At 65.0% G+C, this 26,188-nt stretch carries 20 protein-coding genes and 1 pseudogene; 9 read left to right on the top strand and 12 right to left on the bottom strand.

The window, feature by feature from the left end:
- Positions 1–64: 64 nt before the first annotated feature.
- From glpK to R3P93_RS05010, 5 genes are all read left to right on the top strand, one after another.
- Positions 65–1,564, top strand: a complete 1,500-nt coding sequence (gene glpK, locus R3P93_RS05030) for a glycerol kinase GlpK (protein ID WP_317532532.1) — start codon at positions 65–67, stop codon at positions 1,562–1,564.
- A gap of 29 nt (positions 1,565–1,593) precedes the next feature.
- A complete protein-coding gene (locus R3P93_RS05025) occupies positions 1,594–2,418 on the top strand; it encodes an HAD-IIA family hydrolase (RefSeq protein ID WP_317532531.1) in 825 nt (274 codons plus the stop codon).
- Complete coding sequence (locus R3P93_RS05020) at positions 2,415–3,815, top strand: iron-containing alcohol dehydrogenase (RefSeq protein WP_317532530.1); 1,401 nt, start codon at positions 2,415–2,417, stop codon at positions 3,813–3,815. Before R3P93_RS05025 ends, R3P93_RS05020 begins: the two co-directional genes overlap by 4 nt.
- Positions 3,816–3,877: 62 nt before the next feature.
- Complete coding sequence (locus R3P93_RS05015; protein WP_094645728.1) at positions 3,878–5,638, top strand: thiamine pyrophosphate-binding protein; 1,761 nt, start codon at positions 3,878–3,880, stop codon at positions 5,636–5,638.
- 50 nt (positions 5,639–5,688) lie between these two features.
- Complete coding sequence (locus tag R3P93_RS05010) at positions 5,689–7,371, top strand: glycerol-3-phosphate dehydrogenase/oxidase (RefSeq protein WP_317532529.1); 1,683 nt, start codon at positions 5,689–5,691, stop codon at positions 7,369–7,371.
- A 211-nt stretch (positions 7,372–7,582) separates the two neighbouring features.
- Here the strand turns inward: R3P93_RS05010 and R3P93_RS05005 are convergent, their stop codons facing one another.
- The 3 genes and pseudogenes from R3P93_RS05005 to R3P93_RS04995 all read right to left on the bottom strand — a co-directional run bounded on the left by R3P93_RS05005 (position 7,583) and on the right by R3P93_RS04995 (position 10,374).
- Complete coding sequence (locus R3P93_RS05005) at positions 7,583–8,284, bottom strand: DUF2334 domain-containing protein (protein WP_317532528.1); 702 nt, start codon at positions 8,282–8,284, stop codon at positions 7,583–7,585.
- 55 nt (positions 8,285–8,339) lie between these two features.
- Entirely contained in the window at positions 8,340–8,849 is a 510-nt protein-coding gene (locus tag R3P93_RS05000) for a glutathione peroxidase (RefSeq protein WP_068283301.1), read from the bottom strand.
- A gap of 130 nt (positions 8,850–8,979) precedes the next feature.
- A pseudogene (locus R3P93_RS04995) lies at positions 8,980–10,374 on the bottom strand (cation:dicarboxylate symporter family transporter).
- Positions 10,375–10,548: 174 nt separating this feature from the next.
- On the opposite strand from R3P93_RS04995, the gene R3P93_RS04990 reads away from it, so the two are divergent.
- The gene (locus tag R3P93_RS04990) at positions 10,549–12,102 is read left to right on the top strand and encodes a sensor histidine kinase (protein WP_317532527.1); all 1,554 of its coding nucleotides are present in this window, start codon (positions 10,549–10,551) and stop codon (positions 12,100–12,102) included.
- Positions 12,099–12,773 carry a response regulator gene (locus tag R3P93_RS04985; RefSeq protein WP_068049855.1) on the top strand — a complete coding sequence of 225 codons (675 nt, stop codon included), beginning with the start codon at positions 12,099–12,101 and terminating at the stop codon, positions 12,771–12,773. The genes R3P93_RS04990 and R3P93_RS04985 overlap by 4 nt, the downstream gene beginning before the upstream one ends.
- 49 nt (positions 12,774–12,822) lie before the next feature.
- On the opposite strand, the gene R3P93_RS04980 is transcribed toward R3P93_RS04985, so the two are convergent.
- Both R3P93_RS04980 and R3P93_RS04975 read right to left on the bottom strand, forming a co-directional pair.
- Positions 12,823–14,949, bottom strand: coding sequence for a S9 family peptidase (locus R3P93_RS04980; RefSeq protein WP_094669410.1), 2,127 nt, complete (start codon positions 14,947–14,949; stop codon positions 12,823–12,825).
- Complete coding sequence (locus R3P93_RS04975; protein ID WP_317532526.1) at positions 14,946–15,830, bottom strand: phosphoribosylaminoimidazolesuccinocarboxamide synthase; 885 nt, start codon at positions 15,828–15,830, stop codon at positions 14,946–14,948. Before R3P93_RS04975 ends, R3P93_RS04980 begins: the two co-directional genes overlap by 4 nt.
- 62 nt (positions 15,831–15,892) lie before the next feature.
- On the opposite strand from R3P93_RS04975, the gene R3P93_RS04970 reads away from it, so the two are divergent.
- Positions 15,893–17,305: an MDR family MFS transporter gene (locus R3P93_RS04970; RefSeq protein ID WP_317532525.1), complete on the top strand. Its 1,413-nt coding sequence runs from the start codon at positions 15,893–15,895 to the stop codon at positions 17,303–17,305.
- A gap of 3 nt (positions 17,306–17,308) precedes the next feature.
- Here the strand turns inward: R3P93_RS04970 and R3P93_RS04965 are convergent, their stop codons facing one another.
- Genes R3P93_RS04965 through R3P93_RS04955 form a run of 3 tightly spaced genes read right to left on the bottom strand, consistent with a single transcriptional unit; the run spans position 17,309 to position 20,977 of the window.
- Positions 17,309–18,364 carry an ABC transporter ATP-binding protein gene (locus R3P93_RS04965; RefSeq protein ID WP_317532524.1) on the bottom strand — a complete coding sequence of 352 codons (1,056 nt, stop codon included), beginning with the start codon at positions 18,362–18,364 and terminating at the stop codon, positions 17,309–17,311.
- The gene (locus R3P93_RS04960) at positions 18,361–19,929 is read right to left on the bottom strand and encodes an ABC transporter permease (protein ID WP_317532523.1); all 1,569 of its coding nucleotides are present in this window, start codon (positions 19,927–19,929) and stop codon (positions 18,361–18,363) included. The genes R3P93_RS04965 and R3P93_RS04960 overlap by 4 nt, the downstream gene beginning before the upstream one ends.
- Before the next feature lie 4 nt (positions 19,930–19,933).
- On the bottom strand, positions 19,934–20,977 hold the full coding sequence (locus R3P93_RS04955; protein ID WP_094686803.1) for an iron ABC transporter substrate-binding protein: 1,044 nt from the start codon (positions 20,975–20,977) through the stop codon (positions 19,934–19,936).
- A gap of 117 nt (positions 20,978–21,094) precedes the next feature.
- Here R3P93_RS04955 and R3P93_RS04950 point away from each other — a divergent pair, with 117 nt between their 5' ends.
- Complete coding sequence (locus tag R3P93_RS04950) at positions 21,095–22,294, top strand: FAD-dependent monooxygenase (protein ID WP_317532522.1); 1,200 nt, start codon at positions 21,095–21,097, stop codon at positions 22,292–22,294.
- Here R3P93_RS04950 and R3P93_RS04945 read toward each other — a convergent pair.
- From R3P93_RS04945 to R3P93_RS04930, 4 genes are all read right to left on the bottom strand, one after another.
- Complete coding sequence (locus R3P93_RS04945) at positions 22,291–23,184, bottom strand: siderophore-interacting protein (RefSeq protein ID WP_317532521.1); 894 nt, start codon at positions 23,182–23,184, stop codon at positions 22,291–22,293. The genes R3P93_RS04950 and R3P93_RS04945 overlap by 4 nt on opposite strands.
- 82 nt (positions 23,185–23,266) lie before the next feature.
- Entirely contained in the window at positions 23,267–24,073 is an 807-nt protein-coding gene (locus R3P93_RS04940) for an ABC transporter ATP-binding protein (RefSeq protein ID WP_317532520.1), read from the bottom strand.
- The gene (locus R3P93_RS04935) at positions 24,070–25,137 is read right to left on the bottom strand and encodes a FecCD family ABC transporter permease (RefSeq protein WP_317532519.1); all 1,068 of its coding nucleotides are present in this window, start codon (positions 25,135–25,137) and stop codon (positions 24,070–24,072) included. Before R3P93_RS04935 ends, R3P93_RS04940 begins: the two co-directional genes overlap by 4 nt.
- Entirely contained in the window at positions 25,134–26,186 is a 1,053-nt protein-coding gene (locus tag R3P93_RS04930; protein WP_256989535.1) for a FecCD family ABC transporter permease, read from the bottom strand. Before R3P93_RS04930 ends, R3P93_RS04935 begins: the two co-directional genes overlap by 4 nt.
- Between the last annotated feature and the right edge of the window lie 2 nt (positions 26,187–26,188).

Below are 26,188 nucleotides of genomic sequence, written 5' to 3'. Positions count from 1 at the left end.
TAACTCGATCTCACCCGAAACACCAACCCCATCTCGCCACGACACGACGGAAAGAGCGTCAGCCATGACTCAGTACATTCTCGGAATCGACGAAGGCACCACCAGCGCAAGAACTCTCATCTTCGACGAGAAGTGCGAGGTCCGCGCGGTAGCGCAACGCGAAATCACTCAGATCTATCCGAACTCGGGCTGGATCGAACACGATCCGCTCGAAATCCTCACCGCACAGCTGGAAACGATGCGCGAGGCACTGCGGAGCGCCGATCTCGAACCGACCGACATCACCGCGATCGCACTGACGAACCAACGGGAAACGGCCGTGGTGTGGGACAAGGAGACCGGGCGACCGATCCACAACGCGGTGGTCTGGGCGTCGCGCCAGAGCAACGGCGTGATCGAGCGGTGGCGGGAACGTGGACTGGACCCCGTCATTCGCGAGCGCACCGGCCTGAACTCGGACGCCTACTACTCCGCGTCCAAGATCGCCTGGATTCTCGAGACCGTGCCGGGAGCGTACGAGCGGGCGGAGAAGGGGGAACTGTTGGCCGGCACCATCGACACCTGGCTGATCTGGAACCTCACCGGACGGTGCGCCCATGTCACCGACTACTCCAACGCCTCGCGAACGATGATGTTCAACATCCACACCCGTGAATGGGATCAGGATCTGCTCGACGCCTACGGCATTCCGCGCTGCATGCTCGCGAAGGTCGTCTCCTCGGACACGATCGTCGGCGACGCCGGTGCCACGTTCGGGGCACCGATTCCCATCGCGTCCAACATGGGCGACCAGCAAGCCGGGCTCTTCGGGCAGGTCTGCTTCCGAGCCGGTCAGGCCAAGATGACGTACGGAACAGCAGGGGTCCTGACGATCAACTGCGGCGACACCCCGCAGATGGTCGAGGGCGCAACGACATCCGTCGCCTGGGGTGTCGGTGACGATGTCCGCTACGAGAACGAGGGCGTGCTGTTCAGCATGGGCAAGACCATGCAGTGGCTGCGCGACGACATGAAACTCATTCACGGAGCTGCGGATTGCGAATGGTACGGAGGTCAGGTGGCCAGCACCGACGGTGTGTACCTGGTTCCCGCCTTCACCGGACTCGCCGCACCGACCTGGGATCCCTACGCCCGTGCCTGCATCGTCGGAATGAGCAGCTCCACCAACAGATTGCACATCATCCGCGCAGCCGTCGAATCCATGGTCTTCCAAACCCGCGATGTCGTGGACGCGATCACCGCGAACGGTCAGGTCACGTTGCCCGAGCTGCGGGTCGACGGCGGCGCGGTGAACAACAACATGCTCTGCCAACTCCAGGCCGATATCCTCGGCATCCCCGTGATCCGGCCCGCCATCACCGAAGCCACTGCGCTGGGGGCGACGCTGATGGCCGGATTGAGCACCGGGGTATGGGAATCCCTCGACGAAATCGAGGCACTGTGGTCGGTGGACCGCACCTTCGAGCCCAAGATGGACCGCACCAAAGCCGAGGAGATGTACGCGGGCTGGATCGAGGCAGTCGAACTCTCCAAGGGTTGGGCCCGCAAGGTGACGACCCGATGACGCCGACTTCGACACTCACACAGTCGATTTTGCACAGACCGACACAGCTGTTCGAGTCCTACGTCTTCGACCTCGACGGCACGCTCTATCTCGGCGACGAACTGCTGCCCGGTGCAGCGCACCTGATCGAAGCGCTCCGCGACCATGGTCGTCGAGTCGTGTTCTGCAGCAACAACCCCACCCGTGCGCCACAGCAATACGCCGACAAGCTCATATCGCTCGGCATACCGGCGCAGGTGTCCGACGTGATCACCACGTCGATGACGACGGTGCGGTGGTTGGCCGAGAATGCCTCGAAAGGCAAGATCTTCGTCATCGGTGAACAGCCGCTGAAGGACTCGATCTCGGCGGCCGGTCTCGAACTGAGCGAGGATCCACGGGAGATCGACGTCGTGGTCGCGAGCTACGACCGCGGATTCGACTACCGCAAACTCAAGATCGCCTTCGAGGCACTCTCCGTCTACCGTCGCGCGATTCTCGTCTCCTCCAACCCCGACCGGTTCTGTCCTCTCCCAGGAGGATTCGGCGATCCGGACGCGGCGGCCGTCACGGCGGCCATCGAGGCGAGCACAGGACTCGTCGCCGTTGCGCAGATGGGCAAACCCAGCTCGTTCATGTTCGAGACCATCAGCGCGCTCACCGGGATCGATCCGGCCACCACGCTCGTCGTCGGCGACCGGCTCACCACCGACATCGCCATGGGGGTGAACGCCGGCACCTCGACGGCTCTCGTGCTCACCGGCGAATCGACTCTCGACGATGTCGACCGGGCAGAGCCAGAGGGTCGGCCCACGTACATCGTCGAATCGGTCGATGATCTGCTGCCTGTTCGATCGGCTCGGAGCGCAGGATGAGCCGGCCGCAGACCGTCGGCGCGACGACGGACACAGCGCGTTATCTCGCGCAGATCGGCATCGACCACGCCGCGTCGACGCTCCGCACGCTCGTCAGTGCTCCGGGGGCGTTGGCGGAGTTGAACTCTGTTCTGGCAGAACTCGATGCATCGGGTACGGCGGTGATCCTGCACGACGGCACACCGATCTCGGTGGGTTCACGCGACGTCCTCGCCGAGATCGAGAGCACTGTTTCCCGACACTTCACGGCCGAGGTGTCGGTCCCGAACCACCGGCACGGGACGGTGGTTCTCGACGAAACAACGGTGGACGGTTCCACCGCCGCCAGCGCGGGGTGTGCGGTCATCGTGGCCGTCGGCGGTGGCACCATCGTGGACCTCGGCAAGGTGCTCTCCCATCGGCATGGCGTTCCCCTCGTGGTGATCCAGACATGTGCATCGGTCAACGGTTTCTCCGATCCACTGTCGGTGCTGGTCCGCAGCGGCACCAAGACCACGGTTCCCACCGCCTGGCCCGTCGCGTTGATCATCGACCACGACGTGGTCGCCCACGCACCGGCCGCGCTGACCAGAGCGGGATTCGGAGATGCAGCCGCGATCTGGTGCGCGCCTGCCGACTGGTATCTGGCGTGCACTCTGGGCATGGACACCGAGTTCGACTCCGACGTTCTCGCCGTCATCGGTGCAGCGGCGGAGCGGCTTCGAGATGCACCGTCGCTGACGGAGCTGGATCTCGATGCCCTCCTCGATACCCTCACCTATGGGGGGCTCGGCATCGGCGTCACCGGTACGACGGCCGTGGTGTCGGGCTGCGAGCACCTGATCAGCCACCTGATCGACATGGCGGCAGTGGCCCGAGGTACCGACCACGACCTGCACGGCGCTCAGGTGGGTGTTGCCGCGGTGATATCAGCGGCGTTGTGGGAGAGTGCAATCGAATCCTTCGATGCTCTCGCCATCGACGTCGACGACGCGGTCGCACCGATTCCGGACCTCGAGTCCTCGGTCATCGGGGCATGGGAATCGATCGATCCCTCCGGCAGGGTCGGAGAGGCCTGTGCCCGCAATGTGGCGACCAAGATGGCCAGATGGTCGAGCGCGCGTAGTGAGCTCGACGATTTCGTGGCGAACTGGGCTGATCACCGCCGCGCGTTGGTTGCCCTTCTTCGACCCGCAGCGGACATCGCTGCCGATCTGGCCGCCATCGGCGCACCGACCAGGTTCTCGCAGCTGACACCGCCAGTCGACCGCGAGACTGTTCGGTGGATCATGCGCACACTTCCGCTCATGCGGGATCGGTTCACGCTCTGCGACGCGCTGCTCGTATCCGGCCGCTGGACAGACGAATTCATCGACCGCGTACTCGACCGCGCCGCCGAGTCCGGTGGCGGACTCTGAACCCGAAGACCATTCCCTCTACGCACCAACAACTCTCGACCCGACAACAAGGAGCGTGTCTCATGCCACACGGTGGCGATCTCGTCGCAGAAATTCTGCGTAAGCACGGAGTGACACAGGTGTTCGGACAGCCCGGCGGCCAGACGGCTGCGTTCTACCAGGGTCTGTCGAACAGGAAAGACATGTCCCATCTCGGCTGCCGTGACGAGCGTTCCGCGGCCTATGCCGCCGACGCCTATGCACGAGTGAGCGGTAAGCCGGGAATCGTGGACGTGACCGTCGGCCCCGGCACGACGAAGCTTCCCGACGGACTCATCGAGAGCATGAACGCCTCGGTGCCCATCGTTGCCATCGTCGGCGAACTCCCACGGTCCTGGGTTCCACTGCGCGACGGTGGAGTCGGTTCCCAGGGATTCGATCAGATGCCGTTCCTGCAGACCATGACCAAGCAGTCCTGGCTGGCACCGGACCTGGAGACGGTCCCCGATCTGGTGCGAGCCGCCTTTCGCACTGCCACCACCGGCAAGCCCGGCCCGACGGCCGTGGTGATTCCACACGATGTGCTGGACGAGGAGTGGGAAGAAACAGATCTCCAGGTAGAGGAAAGATTCAACTCCGCACCTGCGTACCGAAGCAGGCCCTCCGACGACGAACTGCGCACCGCCGCAGCTCTGATCGCGAAGGCCGAGCGTCCGTACATCATTGCCGGTGGCGGCGTTCTGGGTTCGGGAGCAACCGCGGAGCTCGCCGAGTTCGCCACTCGTGTCGGCGCCGCAGTGGGCACCAGCTTCACCGGCAAGGGCTCGGTCACCGAAACCGAAAGCTACTCGGTGGGCGTACTGAACCCTCTCGGATCACAGGCCGCGCGTGAGCTCGCCGGCGAGGCCGATCTCATCATCTGGTTGGGATCCAAAGTGGGACAGAACACGTCGCTGAACTGGGCCCTGCCCCGACCCGAACAGATGACCATCCAGGTCGACGTCGACGGCAGTCAGCTCGGCCGAACCTTCGGGCCCTCGTCCGGACTGCTGGGCGATGTCAAGGCCACCCTCGAGGCGCTCGTCCCGCTGGTGGAACCCAAGTCGGTTCCGGAGTGGCAGAGGCGAATTGCGGAGTCGAAGATCGCCGCATGGGCATCGACCGAACCACTGAGACTGAGTGAGGCGAGCCCGGTCATGCCGCCGAGGGCCATGACCGAACTGGCCAAGCATCTGCGGCCCCACGACATCGTCGTCTCCGACGCCAGCTTCAGCGCCGGCTGGATATCGAACTACCTGAAGAACCCGGTGCCGGGACGCAACTTCCTGTTCGCACGCGGACAGGGCGGGCTCGGTTACTCGACCCCGGCGTCGATGGGTGCCGCGAAAGCCCGCCCCGAAGCGCGCATCGTCACCGTCTCGGGCGACGGCGGATTCAGTTACTCGGTAGGCGAATTGGCCACCCAGGCCGCCCACGGCATGAACATCGTGCACGTCGTCCTCAACAACGGAACCTGGGGATGGCTCCGCATGTGGGAGCACCTGCACTACGAAGGCCTGCGCTACTCCGTGGACCTGGAGAGCGAGAAGGCCAGCACCTCGTACGCCGCGGCGGCGGCAGGTCTGGGAATGCAGGGAATTCTGGTCACCTCGGCCGACGAGCTGGCCAATGCATTCGACAAAGCCTTCAGCACCGAAGGACCCACCGTCGTCGAGATCAGAATCGATCCCGACGCGACGCCGATCGACAGCTACACCCGCCGATTGGCGTCGGGCAAATTCTATCCACGCCCGGGAACGGTCTACCAGGCTCGCCCGTGGCAGCAGTCTGCGGGCCGAAAGTAACTGCACAGCAACAGGTCAACAGACCGAGCGGAACGACGAGAAGGACAGACATGAGTAACACCACACGACTGGATCTCGACGAGGTGGCCCCTTACGAGTACGACCTCGTCGTGATCGGTGCGGGCATCAACGGGGCGGCGATCGCCCGCGAGGCCGCACTGCAGGGCACCCGAACCCTCCTGATCGACAAGGGAGATTTCGGGGGCGGCACGTCCAGTTGGTCGAGCAGGTTGATGCACGGCGGACTTCGCTACCTCGAATTCATGGAGTTCGCATTGGTGCACGAGTCACTGCGCGACCGGGAAGCACTGTTCGACATTGCTTCTCATCTGGTCAAGCCGTTGCCGTTCGTCGTTCCGCTCTACGGCCACAACCACAAACCGGGTTGGATGATGCGGGTGGGCATGGCGATGTACGACGCCTTGTCCTGGAACAAGTCGGTGCCCCGACACCGCAGATTGAACAAGAAAGCCATGGCCGTCGAACTCGGCGGTTTGGACACCTCGTCACTCGCGGGCGGTCTGCACTACTACGACGGCCAGGTCGAGTTCGCCGAACGATTGGTCGTCGAGAATGTGCTCGACGCGGCGCGGCACGGCGCGACGGTGCGTAACCACACCCAGGCAATTGCGTTGACCACACAGGGATCCACGGTCACCGGAGTCGAGCTCCTCGACGTCACGACCGGACGATCGGCCACGGTTCGGGCCACGGTCGTCGTCAACGCAGCCGGGCCGTGGGTCGATGACGTGTTGGTCGGCTCCGCACCCTCGATCTCACGATTGATCGGTGGTACCAAGGGAACTCACGCCGTCGTCGGACCGTTCCCCGGCGCTCCGACGTGCGCGGTGTACTACGAGGCCCGCTCGGACAACCGCGCCGTGCTCGTCATTCCGTGGCGCGGGCACTTCCTCATCGGAACCACCGACGACCGCTTCGACGGCGACCTGGACACCGTGGCGGCAACGCAGGACGAGATCGACTACATCCTGGCCGAGACCAACGAGCTGATCCCCGGTGCCGGATTGACGCGCGAGTCGGTGGTGATGACGTACGCGGGTGTTCGGCCCCTCCCCTTCCAAGCCGATGGGGACACTCGGGCCATCTCCCGCAGCCACGACATCGTCGATCACGACGAGCTGGAGGGGCTGATCTCGGTCGTCGGCGGCAAGCTGACGCCGCACCTGTCGCTGGCCGAGGAAACGCTGACGATGGTCTACCGGAAGATGAAGCGCCCGAAGCCGACGTTCTGTGCTCGCACCACGCCACTGCCCGGCGCAGGCCCTGATCCTGCTCGCGGATTACGCTCGGCTGCAGACGATCTGGGTCTCTCCGAACATCTCGTGGACCGATTGGTGGCCGTGTACGGCAGCCGCGTGGACGAACTGCTCGAGTTGACGCGCACCGAACCGGAACTGGCAGAGGTGGTCGGACACGGTCGCGGCGCGTTCCTGGCCGCCGAAGTCATGCTGGCAATCCGAGAGGAATACGCGGTCACCCTGGCCGACATCCTGCATCGGCGCATCATGATCGGCATCGAACCCGGCGCGCAGGACGGTGCCGCCGAGGCCGTGGGGCGAATCCTCGAACAGCACGCGGGATGGTCCACCGACCACGTCGCGCGGGATCTTCGAGAAAATCGGGAATACGTCAAACGCTTGACCTCCTGCACGCGCCACACCGTTGCGTCGGAACTCGAAGCCCAGGCGTCGTACTCGACGACCAGCAGCTGACCAACCCTCCCCCGGGGCCCCTATACCCCCACCCCGTTCGCGTCAATGGACCACTGCATACGTCTGAGCGCTGCAGAGTCACATTCACGCAACTTGTCGGTGTGCGTGAATGGGCACATTGCATACGTCTGAGGCGTGCAAGGGTCCATTGACGCGGGGCGGGGTGGAGCCGGGCGTGGGTCGGGCGGGGTGGAGGGCAGCGAACGGCTTGCTAGGCCACGCGAGAGTTGCTGCGCGGCAGCCATTCGTACACGCCGGCCTCGGCTCCGTGGTGCAGGGAGAGGTCGATGGCGTCGAGGATTGCCTGTCGCGGTCCCGGGCGTCCGAGTTGCTTGGCACTGATGGCCAGGCGTACCACTCCGTCACGTCGGGCGGTGCGGCCTGCGCCGATTACCAGTGCCTTGAACCACCACGGTTCGGCTTTGAAGCCTTCGCCGATTCCCCACACCCGAGCACGCACGATGCCGTCGCGTTCGAGGTCGTGGATACCGTTCAGCGCGGCCAACATTCGGAAGCCCGCGTCGGGGAGGGCTTCGACCGCACCGGGTGAGGCGATCCAGCGCGGAGCGGCGAAGATTCGAGTGCGCAGGCCCGTCTGTTCCATGACGCGGTCGGCGGCCATCAGACGCAGTCGTGCTTCGTGACGCGGCAGCGAGGAGAACTCGGATCGTCGACGCTTCGTCGCGGCCTGGTCGTAGCCGTGCAGAACGATCGCGTCGCCGCCGTCGCGTCGCGCCCGCAACCATTCCTGGGTCGGTACGTCGGCTGCGAGGCGGTATTTGTCCTTCAACCGAGGTGCGACGAGCAGCGACAGCGGAACGCCGCGACCGTCGAGGATCCGCGCGAACTCGGCGGCGTGCTCGTAGGTGTCGTTCTTGATTCCGCTCACCGACACGATCAGGCGTCCAGTCATGACTCGAGCCTCGCACACCAGCGTGAACGAGGCTCGACGTCGATGCAGACAGAAGCTAAACGGCCATCGTGTCCTTCGGCAGGATCTTGTCGATCGCTGCGAGCACCTCGGGTGCGTCCGGCTCGGTGCGCGGACGGAAACGATCGGTCACGACGCCGTCGGGCGAGATCAGGAACTTCTCGAAGTTCCACTGGACGTCTCCGGCCTTGCCGTCGGCGTCTTCGGTCTTGGTCAGTTCGGCGTACAACGGGTGCTGGTTGTCACCGTTGACGTCGACCTTCTCGGTCATCGCGAACGTGATGCCGTACGTGGTGGAGCAAAAGGTCTCGATCTCTTCTGCGGTGCCGGGTTCCTGGCCACCGAACTGATTGCAGGGCACTCCGACGACCGACAGGCCTCGCGCCGAGTATTCGTTGGCGAGCTTCTCGAGCTTTTCGTACTGCGGGGTCAGTCCGCACTTGGAGGCGACATTGACCACGAGGACCGCTCTTCCGGCGTACTCGTCGAGCGAGGTGGGCGCACCACCCAGCGTGTTGATGCCGATGTTCTGAACTTCAGTCATCATCCGAACTTACCTGTGAGTACCGACAGAATGGAACCGACGTACGAAAAACAAGAACGACCCCGCTGGTGGCGGGGTCGTTCTTGGTTCTTCCGAACCGGGCGACGGGGGGATGCGCGGCGCCCGGCAGGTATCACGCCTTGGCGGCGTGCTTTTCGATGATGACCTGCTTGTCGGCAGGTCGCTCGTCCTCGGGGAGGTGGTCGTCGACCATGGTCTCCTCGTCGAACGGCAGGCCGCCGTCGAGCACGGTGTTGACCCGATCCTTGTCGATCGTCTTGGTCCAGGTGCCGACCAGCAGGGTGGCGACGGCGTTACCCGAGAAGTTTGTCAGCGCGCGGGCCTCGGACATGAAGCGGTCGATTCCGACGATGAGGCCGACTCCGTCGAGCAGTTCGGGGCGGTGGCTCGACAGTCCGCCGGCGAGTGTGGCCAGGCCGGCTCCGGAGACTCCGGCCGCACCCTTCGAGGCGATGATCATGAACAGCAGCAGCGAGAACTGCTCGCCGATGGAGAGCGGCATGTTCATGGCGTCGGCGATGAAGATCGAAGCCATCGTCAGGTAGATCGCGGTGCCGTCGAGGTTGAACGAGTATCCGGTGGGGACGACGATGCCGACGGTGGTGCGCTCGACTCAGACGTGCTCCATCTTGGCGATCAGACGCGGCAGTGCCGACTCGGAGGAGCTGGTGGCGACGATGAGCAGGTACTCACGAGCCAGGTACTTGACCAGCTTGAAGATCGAGAAGCCGGAGACGAAGCGCAGGATGAGGCCGAGGAAGAAGAAGACGAAGATGAAGCAGGTGATGTAGAAGGCCAGCATCAAGGTGCCGAGCTGGATGACCGCGTCGAAACCGGTCTTGCCGACGACACCGGCGATGGCACCGAAAGCGCCGATCGGGGCGAGCCACAGGATCATGGTCAGGATGCGGAAGACAAGCTTCTGCGCTGCGCCGATGCCCTTGAGAATACCTTCACCCTGCTTGCCCATGGCCTGCAGCGCGAAGCCGACGAGGATGGCCACGAAGAGCGTCTGCAGTACGGATCCGGCGGTGAGCGACGACAGCAGGCTCTCCGGGATGATGCCGGCGATGAAGTCCATGGTGCCACCGGCACCCTCTGCGGTTTCGGCGTACTCATCGCCGCCGCCGGGAACGATGTTGAGTCCCTCGCCGGGCTGAATGAGGTTTCCGACGACCATGCCGATACCGAGTGCAATGGTCGACATCGTGATGAAGTACGCCAGGGCAAGGCCACCGACGCGGCCGACACTGGCTGCGGCGCGGACCGATCCGATACCGAGGACGATGGTGCAGAAGATGACCGGGCTGATCATCATCTTGATCAGGCTGACGAAGAGCGTGCCGAGGACCGCGAGCTCGACGGCGAAGTCCTTGGCGGTCAGTCCTACGATGACGCCGGCGATCACCGCGATGATCACGGCGATGTAGAGCCAGTGAGTCTTGTCGCGCTTCTTCTTGGGCTCGGCTGGCGGATTGTCGAACCGCTCGGCATCGATGGTTGTCATGAGTCTTCCTTCTGGTTCAAATGAAGCGCGAGTCGAACTGCGGACTTCGTGACTACGGGGAGTGGAGTGAGGTGCATCACCCCTGCTGAGAGATGATGTTGCTGCACGAGGTGACAGGAGTCACCTATACGTTCATTTCGTTCACACCGACTGTTCTTGCGCGAAAGGAATCCGTTGTCCACCAAACGTCCGCTGAGCGTCGCCGGCCAGGTGTTGGTGTTGCAGCTCGTCGTCATCGGGGTCGTCGTGTTCGCCGGCGGGATCCTGACGGTGCTCAACGAACGGTCCAACAGCGACGACGCGACCCGACGCGAAGTCACGGCGATCGCGGTCAGTATCGCCAACGAACCGTCGACGCCCATTGCGATCGAATCCGACGACCCGACGTCACGTCTGCAGCCGGAAACCGAGAAGATCCGCCAGGTCACGGGTGTCGATTTCATCGTCGTCATGGCCCCGGATCGCACGCGGTTCACGCACACCACCGTCGACCTGATCGGTAAACCGTTCAGCGGCAACATCGATCGCGCGCTACAAGGCGAGACGTTCACCGAGACGTACGTGGGATCGCTCGGGCCGTCGATCCGTTCGGTCACCCCGGTCACAGATACAGAAGGTGAGATCGTCGGCCTCGTTTCCGCCGGCGTCACCCGTCAGAAGATCAGTGATCAGTTCTTCCATGGACTCCCGCTGATCATCGGGGTCGTGCTCGCTGCGTTCGTCGTCGCCGCAGCGGGATCGACGCTACTCAGCCGCCGGCTCCGGCGTCAGACACTGGGGATGGCACCGGCGGAACTGCGCACGATGTACGAGCATCACGATGCCGTCCTGCACTCGATCGGTGAAGGCTTGTTGGTGTTCGGCCGCAGCGACGAGGCGGAGTTGGTCAACGACGAGGCCCGACGCCTGCTCGATCTGCCGGAGGGCCCGGTCTCGCTCGCGTCGCTGCCGGAGTCGATGCAGCAGATGGACACCGGCTTCGTGCGCGGTGAGTTGCATCTGACGAAGGATCGGGTGCTCGTCGTCAATCAGGATCCGGTGATGTGGGAGGGCCGACGCCTGGGCAATGTGCTGACCATCCGCGATCAGACCGAATTGCGTTCGTTGATGGGTGAATTGGACTCGGTGCGCAGTTTTGCGGAGTCGCTGCGTTCACAGGCGCACGAGTCGGCGAACAGGCTGCACACCGTCATCACCATGGTCGAGCTCGGCCGGCCGCAGGAGGCCGTCGAGTTCGCCACCGCCGATCTCGAACTCTCGCAGACGCTGATCGACCGCCTGATGAACTCCGTCGGCGAGCCTGCACTCGCGGCGCTGCTGTTGGGCAAGGTCAGTCAAGCTGCCGAGCAGGGTGTGGAGCTCACCATCACCGACGACACGGCGATGGAGGACGAAGGAGTGCTGACGGCCCGCGAATTGGTCACGCTGGTAGGCAATCTGATAGACAATGCCATCGATGCCTCGAAAGAATCCGATCAGCCGTGGGTCGAAGTGACCGTCCGTGACGCCGACGCCGAACTCGTCGTACGCGTTGCCGACAGTGGTCCCGGAATGCCGCCCGAGACGCTGAAAGCTGCTCTGCGGCGCGGCTACTCGACCAAGTCCGGCTCACGCGGTCTGGGGCTGGCGCTGGTGGCCCAGGTCATCAACCGCCATCGGGGCACTCTGACGTCGGAAGTGACGTACGGATCTGTCATGGTTGCCACCATCCCGGGCTCGACATCGTGATCCGGGTACTGATCGTCGACGACGAACCCTTGATCGCCGAGGCCCACAAGACGTACGTCGAGCGCACCCCGGGCTTCGAGGTGGCCGGGGTGGTGCACACCGGCGCTTCGGCCATGCGCTTCGCCAGTACCGAGGCCGTCGATCTGGTGTTGCTCGACATCGGGCTGCCCGATGCGAGCGGCATCGACGTCGCGGCCGCGCTCGGTGGCCTGCGGCCGAGTCCCGACGTCATCGCCATCACCTCCGAGCGGGATCTGTCGGTGGTGCGTTCGGCGGTGGCACACGGCATCGTGCTGTATCTGCTCAAGCCGTTCACGTTCGCCGCGTTCCGCGACAAGCTCGAGCGCTATCGCGAATTCCATGCCGCGTTGCCTGCCGGCGAGAACGCGTCGAGTCAACGCGACATCGACCGCGCCATGGCACATCTACGAACAGCCGACGAACGCGTTTCGACGCCCAAAGGCATTGCTCCACAAACCATGGACGGCATCACCGCCAGCGTCAGAGAAGCCGCTGACGGACTCAACGCATCCGAGGCCGCCAAGGTCGTCGGAGTTTCCCGCGTGACCGCGTGGCGGTACCTCGAGCGCCTCGCCGACGACGGCCTGGTCACCCGGCACACCGAATACGGCAGAGCCGGGCGACCTCAGGTCCGTTACGTGTGGCGTTAGAGCGGCTGGCGCCGCATGTGAGCGGAAACTCGTAGCAGGCTACGAGATTCTATGCACGTGCGCCGGAGGTGCTCACGATCCACGCGTACTCGAAGGCCGCTTCTTTCCATTTCTCGTATCGTCCGCTCACCCCGCCGTGGCCGGCGCTCATTTCGGTCTTGAGCAGCAGGTCGGAGTCACCCGTCTTCGTTGCTCGCAGGGCGGCAACCCATTTCGCGGGCTCGACGTACAGAACTCGGGTGTCGTTGATGGACGTGATCGCGAGGATCGACGGGTAGTCCTTGGCCTCGACGTTCTCGTAGGGGCTGTACGACTTCATGTAGTCGTACACCTCCTTGCTGGCCAACGGGTTTCCCCATTCGTCCCATTCGATGACCGTCAGCGGCAGCGACGGATCGAGGATGGAGGTGAGCGGATCGACGAACGGAACGTTGGCGAGAATGCCGTTGAACAGCTCCGGCGCGAGGTTGGCCACCGCACCCATCAGCAATCCGCCCGCGCTGCCGCCGTCGGCGACGAGATGCTTCGGCGAGGTGCGTCCGGTGTCGATGAGATGCTGTGCGGCAGCGATGAAGTCGGTGAAGGTGTTCTTCTTCTTCAGCGTCTTGCCGTTGTCGTACCAGTGCCTGCCCATCTCACCGCCGCCGCGTACGTGGGCGACGACGAAGACGATGCCGCGGTCGAGCAGCGAGAGCCGCGCCACCGAGAACGACGGGTCCATCGAGGCCTCGTACGATCCGTAGCCGTAGAGCAGCGTCGGTGCGGGGCCGTCGGGCACGTCCTTGCGTGCGATGACCGACAGCGGAATCTGCGTGCCGTCCGGCGCGGTGGCCCATTCGCGGTGCTGAACGTAGTCACCGGCGTCGAACTTGCCCAGAACCGGCTGCGATTTGCGGAGCAGCAGTTCACCACTGGCGATGTCGAGGTCGTAGACCTGGCCGGGGGTGATGAACGAGGTGTAGACCATTCGCAGCAGCGGCTGATCCCACTCCGGGTTGGAGCCGGCTCCGACGGAGTAGAGCTCCTCGTCGAATTCGAGCTCGCGGTACTCGCCGTATCCCTGATCGGTCAGCGGCCAGATCGCCATGCGGGTCAGGGCTTCTCGACGGTACGTGAAGATCAGGTGGCCGGCGAAGGCGTCGATGTCCTCGACGCGGACGTCGTCTCGATGCGGAACCAGAATGCGCTGATCGAGTGGGTCCGAGACCGGAGCTTCGGCGAGCAGGAAGTTCTCGGCCTTCTCCCCCTCGGTGCCCCAACCGTTGACCGAGCCGTTGTGGGTGATGAGGAATCGATCCTCACCGGCCACGACGGCATGTTCGATGCTGTATTCGACGCCGTCCGTGCGGGGCAGTACGACGCGGAACTCGCCCTCGGGATCGGTGGACTCCAGCACGAGGCATTCGGAGGTGATCTTCGAGCCGACCCAGATCATCAGGTACTTCTCGCTGCGGGTGGAACCGAAGCCCACCCAGTAGCTTTCGTCGGGTTCGTGGAAGACCTTGACGTCCCCGGACTTGCCGAGGGTGTGTCGCCAGACGGTGTCGGGACGCCAGGATTCGTCGACCGTCAGGTAGAACACATGCGTGGCGTCGGCAGTCCAGGTGGCCCCGGGCGCGACGTTCTCGATGGTGTCGGCGAGCAACTCGCCGGTCTCCAGGTTCTTGAAGCGCAGCGTGTAGCGCTCGTCGCCCTCGGTATCGGTCGAGTACGCCAGCAGCGTGCCGTCGAGGCTGATCGAGAACGCGCCGAGGGAGAAGAAGTCATGACCCTCCGCTTCGACATTCGCGTCGAGCAGGACCTGCTCACCGGGAACGTCCACGTCGGACGACAGCGTGGGCGGGGTCCAGTCGTCGGGAGAGTCGACGGGGCAACGGCATTGGAGACCGTACGACTTCCCCTCGACAGTGCGTGAGTAGTACCACCACTGCCCCATGCGCGTCGGCACGGACAGGTCGGTCTCCTGGGTTCGCGACTTGATCTCGTCGAAGATCTTGCCCCGCAACGATTCCAGGCCGGCGGTCTGCTGCTCGGTGTAGGCGTTCTCGGCTTCGAGGTAGGCGATCACCTCGGGATCTTCCTTGGCGCGCAACCATTCGTAGTTGTCGATGAAGGTGTCGCCGTGATGGGTGCGCTCGAGCGGCACCTTCTTGGCAATGGGTGGGGTGATCGTCATGGCGTGACCCAATCGTCGAAGTTCAGGCCCGAGATGCGCTCGTAGGCCTCGATGTAGCGGCTGCGGGTTGCGGCGACGATGTCGTCCGGCAACGGTGGCGGTGGAGTGTCGGAGTTGCGATCCCAACCGGACTCGCCGGTCAGCCAGTCTCGGACGAACTGCTTGTCGAAACTGGGCTGAACACGACCTTCCTCGTACGAATCGGCCGGCCAGTAGCGCGAGGAATCGGGCGTGAGTACCTCGTCGGCGAGGACGAGGTTGCCGTCGGCGTCGGTACCGAACTCGAACTTCGTGTCCGCAAGGATGATTCCGCGTTCCAGAGCGAAATTGGCTGCCCGCGTGTAGATCTCGATGGTGTCTTCACGCAACTTGAACGCAAGTTCGGCACCGACCTGCTCGACGGCCTGGTCGAAGGTGATGTTCTCGTCGTGGTCGCCCAGTTCCGCTTTGGACGCGGGGGTGAAGATCGCCTCGCTGAGCTTGCTGGATTCCACGAGCCCCGGCGGAAGTTCGACGCCGCACACCTTTCCCGTCGCGTTGTAATCCGCCAGCCCGGAACCGGTGAGGTACCCGCGCGCGACGCATTCGATCGGAACCATGTTCAGCTTCTTCACCACCAGGGCGCGGCCGACCAATTCGGCGGGGATGCGTTCGTCGAGCGGATCGCCTGCCAGATGGTTGACGCCGCCGAGCTCCTCGAAGAAGAACACGCTCATCGCCGTCAACACGCGTCCCTTGTCCGGGATCGGGGTGTCGAGGATGTGGTCGTAGGCCGAGATTCGGTCGCTCGCGACGAGCAACAGATGCGCGTCGTCGATCGTGTACAGATCGCGGACCTTGCCGCCGGCCAGATGCTCGTAGCTACTCAGTGATGGTCGCACGGTGTTCAACACTATCTGGGCCGGTGGCGGCGGGGGTGTCGGCAGGCATCAGACTGGTAGCCGTGGCAACGAACAACACGACATCGGAAGTCGGATTCCGCTCCGAACGCGGGCCGATACTGATTGCGTTGATGCTCAGCACGTCGCTGGTAGCCCTGGACGCGACCATCATCGCCACGGCGGTGCTGTCCATCGTCGACGACCTGGGCGGCTTCACGCAGTTTCCGTGGCTGTTCTCCATCTATCTTCTGGCACAGGCAGTATCGGTGCCGCTGTACGGAAAACTGGCCGACCTGTTCGGCCGCAAGAAGATCATGCTGTTCGGCATCGCGGTGTTTCTGCTCGGCTCGATACTCTGCGGCCTGGCCTGGAGCATGCCCGCCCTGATCGCCTTCCGAGCAGTTCAGGGTCTCGGCGCGGGCGCCGTGCAGCCCATGGGCATCACCATCGCCGGCGATATCTACACGCTGGCCGAGCGCGCCAAGGTGCAGGGCTACCTGGCCAGCGTATGGGCCATGTCCTCGGTGCTCGGGCCCGCGCTCGGCGGAATTTTCTCCGAATATCTGTCGTGGCGCTGGATCTTCTTCGTCAACATTCCGTTGTGCGCGCTGGCCGCGGGAATGCTGTGGCGCAAGTTCGACGAGGGAGCCGTGGAACGCACCAAGCCCAAGATCGACTACCTCGGTGCCGTGCTGCTGACGGTGGGCGCAGCCCTGGTGCTACTGGGACTGCTCGAGGGCGGCCAGTCCTGGGCGTGGAACTCCCCCGTCAGCATCGCCATCTTCGCCGCCGGAGTCTCCTTGCTCACCGCTTTCGCAGTGGTTCAGACCAGAGTCGAGGAGCCGATCCTGCCGCTGTGGGTGTTCACCCGTCGTGTCCTGGTGGTCAGCAGTTTCATCTCGCTGCTCGTCGGTGCATTGATCCTCGGCCTGACGTCCTACGTTCCGACGTTCGTGCAGGGCGTGCTCGGCACCGGCGCGATCGTCGCAGGCTTCGCGCTGTCGACCCTCACTCTCGGCTGGCCCATCGCGGCATCCCTCTCCGGGCGGGTGTACCTCCGGTTCGGTTTCCGCACCACAGCGCTGATCGGTGCCTCCATCGCGGTCGTCGGAGCGGCATTCGCCACCGGTCTCGGTGCCGGTTCACAGGTGTGGCAGGTGGGTGCGGTGTGCTTCGTCATCGGCCTCGGTATGGGCCTGATCGCCAGCCCCACCCTCATAGCAGCCCAGTCGAGCGTCGAATGGTCCGAGCGCGGCGTCGCCACCTCGACCAACATGTTCGCCCGCTCCATCGGCAGCGCAGTCGGGGTCGCAATCTTCGGTGCCATCGTCAACTCACGCATCTCCGACGACCCGAGCCCCGAACAATTGTCCGACGCCATCCATCCGGTCTTTCTGGGTGTCCTGGCGGCGGCAGCGGTGATGGCCGTCGCGGCACTGTTCATGCCCAAACGTGCGAAGGAACCGACGCGATAGCCCTCAACTCACCTGACGCGGAAACCAGTGCACCGGAGACGTCACGGAAACCTCGACGGCGGTACCGGGAGCGAATCGGTCGGCGGTTCGGGCGATGGCGCGAAGCCGCAGCCCGGTGTCGTAGTGCCGCAGAGTGACCGAGGATTCGGGGCCGGTGAAGAACTCGTGTTCGACGACGAATGCGCCGTCCTTGCGTTCCGAGACCACCAATTGCTCGGGCCTGAGCAACGCCTGCCCGTTTCCCGTTGCTCGGGTGGTGGACTCGAGACGGCCGAGGACGGTGTCGACGTGGCCACTCCGCGCTTCGGCGTCGACGAAGTAGGCGTCGCCGACGAACCGCGCGACGGCGGGTGTGGCGGGCCGCTCGTACACCTCCCGCGGTGTGTCGATCTGGGCGCAGCGACCACCCAGCAGCACGGCCACCCGATCGGCTGTTCCGAGCGCCTCGGCCCGGTCGTGGGTGACGAGGATCGACGCGGTCTTGCTGGACTGCAACAACTCTCGTACGTCCTGTCGAATGGAGGTACGCAGCCCCGCGTCGAGCGCGGCGAACGGCTCGTCCATCAACACCACCGACGGAGCCGGTGCCAGCGCACGCGCCAATGCGATACGCTGCTGCTGACCGCCCGAGAGTTCGCTGGGCTTCACCCCACCTGAATCTGGCAGTCCGACGAGCTCGAGCATCTCGTCGACGCGTCGTGCACGCTCGTCGCGACCGGACAGGTAGGGTCGCAGAAAGCCTGCACGCAAACCGAATTCGATGTTCCTTCGTACCGTCAGGTGTGGAAACAGTCCACCTTCCTGTGGCATCAGGCCTATGCCCCGCTTCTCCGGTGGCACCTGAATCTGCCCCGCCACCGAGATGTCCCGTCCGTCGGAGGTGATCCGGCCCGCGTCGATGCGGTGCAGTCCCGCGATCAATCGCAACAGGGTCGTCTTGCCGCAGCCGGAAGGGCCGAGGACGGCAAGCATTTCGCCGTCGCCGAGGTCGAGATCGATACCGTGCAGCACCTCCGTACTGCCGTACGAGGCGACGAGACCGGAAATCACCATGCTCATGGCAGTGCTACTCGCTTCCGCGTCGTGCGTCCCAACGCTCGTGTCAGAACGACCGTCGGGACCACCGAGATCAGGATCAGGGCCAGGGCGTAGGGAGCCGCCTCGCCGTATCGGAACGCCTCGGTGGTGGACCACAGCGTGGTCGCGAGCGTGTCGACTCCCCGAGGGCGCAGCATCAACGTCGCAGGCAGTTCCTTGGCGACGGTCAGAAAGACCAGAGCGGCCCCGGCGGCGATGCCGGGCAAGGCGATCGGAATCGTCACGCGAAGATCGGTACGCAGCCGGCCCGCGCCGAGGGTTCGTGAAACATCTTCGAGGACAACGGGAGTGGCGTCGACGACTGCTCTTGTGCTACCGACGGCCAACGGCAGGAACAGCACCACGTACGCCAGAACCAGCAGAACGGCCGTCTGGTAGAACGACGGCAGGAACCGGATTCCGAGAAAGACCGTGGCGAGTCCGACGGTGATACCCGGTAGTCCGTGCGCGATGTAGGTCGACAACTCGGCACCGCGAGCGGCCCTCGACGTGGATCGGGCCGCGAACAGTGCGACCGGCAACGCGAGCACGGCCACCACCACGGCGGCGGTCGCGGAGTACTGGACGGTCTTGGCTGTCACGGCCAACACGTCCACCCAGTCGACGGTGAAGCGCAGCGATCGACTCAACCACCGTGCCAAGGCAAGAATCGGTACCAGCACCGAAACACCGAGGGCAGCAACGACTACGGCCAGAGCGGGCACGCGCCACCGGCCCAGAACGACAGGCTCGGCCATCCGGTCGGTTCCCGATCCCACCCTCGCCGTGGCACCGCGTCGGGCACGCCGTTCGAGGAGGGTGAGCACCAACGCGCCCACCACGAGCACCAACCCGAGCACGGCGGCCGCGGTGCGATCGAGTCCCCCGCGGTAGGCACTGTAGATGCCGAGCGTGAAGGCGTCGTATCGCATCAGAGCCACCGCCCCGAAGTCACTGATGGTGTACAGCGCGACCAGCAGTGCGCCCGCCGCCGCGGCCGGAACGACGCGACGGCACTCGACGGTCAACGCCGTGCGCACTGCGCCTCGACCGAGGGTTCGCGAGACCTCGGCCAACGAGGGGTCCGCGGTGGCGAACGCCGCGGACACCGGCAGCATCACCAGCGGGAAGCAGGACAACGTGAGCACGAGAGCTGCACCGGAAAAGCCCGCCAGCGAGGGGAATTCGGCGATCCACAGGTACCCCGAGACGTAGGACGGGATGGCGAGTGGAGCTGCGAGGACCATGGCGAAGAAGCGTCGTCCCGGTAGATCGGTACGGACGGTCAGCCATGCCAGCAGCGTCCCGACCACGACCGACGCGAGGAGCACGGTGATCGTCAGTGTTGCCGTACGGATGGCGAGGTCGAGTGTGCGCTGCCGCAGGAGCAGTCGCAGAACCTTCTCGGTTCCGCCGTCGAACGCTCGAACGAACAGGTACAGCAGGGGTGTCAGCGTCAGCGCTCCCACGCACAACGCGGTCGTCCCGAGAACGGGACGACCGCCGAAGTGGCGCCGCCGAAGCGGCTGAAGTGCAGACGCGAGCACCCGACTAGATGATTCCGACGTCGGTGAGGAGTGTCTGCGTGGCCTCGAGGGACGAGAGCTGACCGAGATCGAGATCGGTCGAGCCCAGCTCGGACAGCGGCGGCAGGTCGTAGTCGGAGGTGACTCCGTCGATGACGGGGTATTCGGCGGTCTCGTTCGCGAAGTACGTCTGCGACTCGGTCGACAGCAACTCGCGCACGAAATCGAATGCCGCTTCCTGGTTGTCCGAGGCGGCCAGCACACCGGCACCGGCGACGTTGATCAGCGCACCGGGGTCACCGGGCTCGAAGTAGTGCAGTTCGACCGGGGCGTCGTCGCCGTTCTCTTCCTTGAAGGGGTACCAGTAGTAGTGGTTGAGCAGGCCGGTGGCCACCTGTCCGTCGTTGACGGCGGTCAGCAGCGGGCCGTTGCCCTCGAAGGCGACGGGCTCGTTGGCGACGAATCCTTCGAGCCAGGTGCGAGCACCGTCCTCGCCGCGCTGCACGCGCAGGGCGGTGACGAAGGCCTGGAACGACGCGTTGGTCGGTGCGTAGCCGATCTGTCCGCGCCAGCGCGGGTCGAGCAGTCCGTCGATACCGGTGGGCAGGTCTGCGGCCTGCACCGAATCGGAGTTGTAGGCCAGCACGCGGGCTCGCGCCGAGGTGGCGACCCACGTGCCGTCGGCACCGCGGTACTGCTCGGGAACGAGGGAGAGGATGTCCTCGGGCAGCGGCGCGAGAGCACCGGCCTCGTCGAGGGCACCGAGTGCGCCTGCGTCCTGACCGTAGAAGACGTCGGCCGGGGTGGCGTCGCCTTCCTCGAGGATCTTGGCGGCCTGGGCGTTGGTGTTACCCGAGTAGTCGACCTCGATACCGCCACCGATGCGCTCGATCAGTGGGTCGACGAGCTCTTCGCCGCGGCCGGAGTACACCACGAGTGAGGACTCTGCGGTGGCGGACTCGGAGGTGGACGTGCCTTCGTCGGAGGAGCCTTCCGAGCTGCATGCGACGAGACCGAGGGCGAGGGTTGCGCTGAACGAGAGCAGCGCCAGACGGCGAACGGTGAACACGGTTCTCCTGACGAAAACGGGTCATTCGGACAATTTGATGAAAGTACACCACAAAGGTGAGGCTCAGCTACTTTCCCTCCGGGATTGAACGGTCACAGGCCCGGGCACTCCCACTCCATGACCTCTCGTGTACTCGTCACCGGCGCCAGCATCGCCGGCCCCACCGTGGCGTTCTGGCTGGACCGAGCCGGCTTCGAGGTCACCGTCCTCGAACGCTCACCGCACCTGCGACTGGGCGGCCAGAACATCGACGTCCGCGGCTCCGGCCGCGAGGTGCTGCGACGCATGGGTCTGGACGCGACCCTCCTCGCGAACGGCACCACCGAGAAGGGCACCCGATTCGTCGACCACGCCGACGCCACCATCGCAGCCTTCCCGGCCGGCGACGGATCCCACGACGGCCCGACGGCGGAGTTGGAAATTCTGCGCGGCGAGTTCGCGCGGATTCTGGTCGAATCCGCCGGCCCTCGGACCGAGTATCGCTACGGCGATCGCGTCGTCGGGGTGACTCAGGATGCCGCCGGCGTCGATGTCACCTTCGCAACGGGCACAGCGGACAGGTTCGACCTCGTTCTCTTCGCCGATGGAATACGTTCCAGCAGCAGAGAACTGGTGTTCGCCGGCGAGGCCGAGACCACCCCGGTCGGCCTGTACACCGCCTACGGCGTACTGCCGAAGGGACCGAGCGACGACGGCTGGTGGCGCTGGTACAACGCCCCCGGATCCCGAGTGGCCAATCTACGACCGGACAACCTCGGCACGACGCGATTCAGCCTGTCCTGGGTGTCCGCAGACAGCGGCTACGAGGGCGCGTCCACCGAACGCGTGATCACCGCTCTACGTTCGACGTTCGCCGACGTCGGTTGGGAAGTGCCCCGAATCCTGGACTCACTGGGACCGGACTCGGAGCTGTACGTCGACTATCTGGCGCAGGTGAAGGCCCCGCGCTGGTCCGACGGCAGAATCGGCATGCTCGGCGATGCCGCCTGGTGCGCAACGCCGTTGAGCGGCATGGGCACCACGTTGTCGGTCACCGGCGCGTACGTTCTCGCCGGCGAGCTAGCGCGGGCGAGTGATCATCGCGCCGGGTTCGAGGCCTTCGAGGCGCGTATGCGTCCGTTCGTCGATCAGGCGCAGAAGCTACCGCCCGGCGTGCCTCGCGTCGCTCATCCGAAGACGTCGGTGGGAGTCGCCGCATTCCGCACCGCACTGCGGCTGGCCGGATCGAAGCCGGTACAGGCCGTGAGCAGCAAGTTCCTCGGTCCCGACGCGGCGACACTCGAGCTGCCGGACTACGAGTTCGACAACGCAGGTTAGAGCCCCACCCGCTCGAGCAGCGCATCGAATGCCTCGCTGGCTTCCTGTTCGGAGCGGCCGGACTCGATGACGCCGTTGTACACCGCGAGCGCCTCCTCCTGGTACTGCTTGTATTTCTCGAGCCACTTCTCGGAGTCGGCGCGCCAGTACCCGATGATGTCGAAATACGCGATGTCGTAGCCCAAGTCCTTGCGGAAGTACTTGCGCACCCGACGCGAGGACGACGCCTCGCCGGCGAACCACACGTAACCGCGTCCCTCGGGCAGCGGGTACGCCAACGCCGCGTCGTCGAGAACGCTTGCGCTGTCGCCGTTTCCGGATCCGATGCGCCAGTCGAACGTGACGTCGGCCTGGGTTTCGAAGGATTGGATGTCGCCGCGTTCGAGAACCTCGACGATCGCGTGCGCACGCATTCCGGCGGGCAACTGCTCGACGAGTCGGCCGAGTGCGGGCAGCCCGGTCATGTCCGCGACCAGCAGCAGCCATTCGACGTCGGCGGGCGGTGAATACCAGGAGCGCGGCCGGGTGAACAGCACCGTCTGCCCCGGGACGGCCTGCTGCGCCCAGGTGGATGCGACACCGCCCTCGTGGGCGAAGAAGTCGATGGTCAGCTCACCGCGCTCCTGATCGAGACGGCGGATGGTGTAGTTGCGCCCTTCGGGAGCGTCGTCGAGACCGTGGAACCACCAGAACCCGTCGACCTCGGTCATCGGCGGCGGGATCGCCTCGCCTGCCCTGGGGAAATAGACTCCGACGCATTCGTCGGGCACATCGAGCGTGCGGTAACCGGCGACGTGCTCGCCGCCGAACGTCACGCGCACCATGTGCACCGTGAGTCGTTCCACTGCAACGACGTCGGCGTAGTAGTAACCACGCGGTTGTTCGTTCATCTTCGCCCTCGATACATATCTCGACGTGGCTCTCGAGAGAACCCGCAGGCCGACTCGGCAGCCATTCCTCCTCGATTCTAAACTAAGCCTTGCCTAGCCTGCGACCGCCCGCCTTGGGAATCACCAACGGTGTGTGCGATTCCGGGTCGTCGATGATGCGGCACGGCAGCCCGAAGACCGCCTCCACCAGCTCGGCGGTGACGACGTCGGCGGGCGCACCCTCGGTGACCACTGCGCCGTCCTTCATCGCGATGATGTGGTCGGCGTACCGGCAGGCGTGATTGAGGTCGTGCAGCACTGCGACCAGAGTGCGACCGTTCTCGCGGTTCAGAGTGGCCAACAGGTCGAGAAGCTCGATCTGGTGGGCGATGTCGAGGAAGGTCGTCGGCTCGTCCAACAACAGCAGCGGCGTCTGCTGCGCGAGAACCATTGCCACCCAGACGCGTTGCTGCTGACCGCCGGACAGTTCGTCCACCGGACGAGCGGACAGTGACGTCACTCCGGTCGAGTTCATGGCCTCGATCACCGCGGCCTCGTCGGTCGTCGACCACTGCCGGATCAGCTTCTGATGCGGATAGCGGCCCCGCGCAACCAGATCGGCCACCGAAATGCCGTCGGGTGCGATGGAGGTCTGCGGAAGCAGGCCGAGGCGTCGGGCAACTTCCTTCGCCGGATACGTCGAAATCGCCTTCCCGTCCAGCAGAACGGTTCCACGAGAGGGCTTCAGCAGCCGCGAGAGTGCCCGCAGCAGAGTCGATTTACCGCAGGCGTTCGGTCCGACGATGACGGTGAACTTGCCGTCGGGAATCTCGACGGTCAGGTTCTCGCTGACCACGCTCTTGTCGTATCCGACCGTGATGTCGTCGGCGTGCAACCGAGGCTTCGTCACTGCTTCCTGCCTTCCCGCGCCAGCAACCACACGAAGTATGCGCCGCCGACCGATACGGTCACCACACCCACCGGGAGCTGCGTGGGAGCGAAGACGCGCTGTGCGACAACGTCGCTGACGACCAGCAGCAGCGCTCCCATGCACGCGGCGGGCACCATCGCCACTGACGAGGTGCCGGTGAGGCGGCGCGCCAACTGCGGAGCGGCGAGCGCGATGAACGAGATGGGCCCCGCGGCCGCGGTGACCATCGCGATCAGCGCAACTCCGAGGAACACCAGCATCAGACGGGTCGGCTCGGCGCGCACACCGAGCGCCCTCGCCGCATCGTCCCCCATCTCCAACATCGGCAGCCGACGCGAGAGCACCGCCAGGCACGACGCGATGACGATCGACACTGCCAGTACCGGTCCCACCTGCGACCACCCCAGCCCGTTGAGGGTGCCCGCACCCCAGACTGCGGCCGCGATCGCGTCGTCCAGGTCGGCCCTGATCACGAGCCAGGTGTTGACCGAGGCCAGGACGGCGCTGACGGCGATCCCGACGATGATCAGCCGAAAGCCCTGCACCCCGCGCCGGTACGCGAGCAGGTAGACCACCGCAGCCGTCGCGAGTCCGCCGACGAGCGCGCCCGCTCCGGTCCGGTAGTAGCCACCACCGAGAGCAAGGATGACGACAAGTGCGCCGGTGTAGGAACCGGTGGCGAATCCGATGATGTCCGGGCTGCCCAACGGATTTCGCGTCAAGGATTGAAAGACCGCACCCGATACGCCGAGGGCGGACCCGAACAGGAAAGCCAGCGCCACTCGGGGAAACCGCCACTCCATCACCACGATCTCGGTGAGGCGTGGCGCGTCGCCGAACACCGCGGCGAGCACCTCGTTCGGCGGAATGTAGAAGTCGCCGGTACCGACCGCGACGACGGAGACCACCACCGTCACGAGCAGCAAGGCCGCGCAGACGCCGACCGTTCGAACGTCGATGCGGCCGTCCACTCGATCCCGCACTCGCACGACCCGCAGCGTTCGGCCGAAATCGATGCCGCCGCCGCGTTGTTCACGGGTCACAGTCCGCTCGCCTTCTTCCGGCGAACCAGCAGGATCAGCACCGGTGCGCCGACGAACGCGGTCACGATGCCGACCTGCAATTCCCCCGGCCTGAGCACGACGCGTCCGACCACATCCGAGAGCAACAGCAAACCCGGTGCCGCGACCACCGTGTAGACCAGAATCCATCGTTGGTCCGGTCCGACGAACCACCGCACCATGTGCGGAATCATCAGTCCGACGAATCCGATGGGCCCGGCCGCGGCCGTCGCGGCACCGGCGAGCAGGGTGACTGCGACGACGCCGATGATTCGCGTACGAATCACGTTCGCCCCCAACGACTGTGCCAGATCGTCGCCGAGCGCGATCGCATTGAGAGGACGAGCGATCAGGGCGGACAGGAACACTCCGAGCGCGATGAACGGGGCGACTTCGGACGCGATGTCCATACCTCGACCGGCCAACGACCCGGCTCCCCAGAACCTCATCCTGTCGAACGCATCGGGATCGAGCAGCAGCATGCCCGAGGTGATGCCGCCCAGTACAGCTCCGAGCGCAATTCCGGACAGCGTCAACCGAATCGGAGTGGCTCCCGCTCGCCCCAGCGCCCCCAGCGCGTACACCGCGATCGTGGCGACCACCGCGCCGGCGAACGCGAACCAGATGTAGGACCCGATGCCGGTGACACCGAGCACGCCGACGGCGATCGCAACGAAGAACGCCGCCCCGGCGTTGACACCGAGAATTCCCGGGTCGGCCAGCGGATTTCGCGTCATAGCCTGAATCAGCGCACCAGCCACCCCGAGAGCGACTCCCACGAGCAACCCCAGAACGGTACGCGGAAGCCGCAGTTCACGAACGATCACCGATTCGGTGGATCCATCGGCGAAGAACAGACCGTGCCACACCTCGCCGATCGGGATGTACTCGGTTCCCACCGAGATGCTCACCAGGCACAGCGCCGCCAGCACACCGGTGACGAAGAACAACCCCGCGGCCCGACGGGCATCGGTGCGAGCGAGACCACCGACTTCGGCCGGAACGCCTCGCTGTTCCGGCTCGTCGCCCACGC

The organism is Rhodococcus cerastii (genome assembly GCF_033042195.1).
GTDB lineage: Bacteria > Actinomycetota > Actinomycetes > Mycobacteriales > Mycobacteriaceae > Rhodococcoides.
This window is presented reverse-complemented; position numbering and strand designations above follow the sequence as displayed.

What these genes read in the sequence shown, in the direction of transcription:
- R3P93_RS05000 (WP_068283301.1), bottom strand. Translation starts at nt 8,849, where the DNA reads ATGATGACTGAAGTTCAGAACATCGGCATCAACACGCTGGGTGGTGCG.
- R3P93_RS04980 (WP_094669410.1), bottom strand. Translation starts at nt 14,949, where the DNA reads ATGACGATCACCCCACCCATTGCCAAGAAGGTGCCGCTCGAGCGCACC.
- R3P93_RS05005 (WP_317532528.1), bottom strand. Translation starts at nt 8,284, where the DNA reads ATGACTGGACGCCTGATCGTGTCGGTGAGCGGAATCAAGAACGACACC.
- R3P93_RS04965 (WP_317532524.1), bottom strand. Translation starts at nt 18,364, where the DNA reads ATGAGCATGGTGATTTCCGGTCTCGTCGCCTCGTACGGCAGTACGGAG.
- R3P93_RS04945 (WP_317532521.1), bottom strand. Translation starts at nt 23,184, where the DNA reads ATGAACGAACAACCGCGTGGTTACTACTACGCCGACGTCGTTGCAGTG.
- R3P93_RS05015 (WP_094645728.1), top strand. Translation starts at nt 3,878, where the DNA reads ATGCCACACGGTGGCGATCTCGTCGCAGAAATTCTGCGTAAGCACGGA.
- R3P93_RS05010 (WP_317532529.1), top strand. Translation starts at nt 5,689, where the DNA reads ATGAGTAACACCACACGACTGGATCTCGACGAGGTGGCCCCTTACGAG.
- R3P93_RS05020 (WP_317532530.1), top strand. Translation starts at nt 2,415, where the DNA reads ATGAGCCGGCCGCAGACCGTCGGCGCGACGACGGACACAGCGCGTTAT.
- glpK (WP_317532532.1), top strand. Translation starts at nt 65, where the DNA reads ATGACTCAGTACATTCTCGGAATCGACGAAGGCACCACCAGCGCAAGA.
- R3P93_RS04950 (WP_317532522.1), top strand. Translation starts at nt 21,095, where the DNA reads ATGACCTCTCGTGTACTCGTCACCGGCGCCAGCATCGCCGGCCCCACC.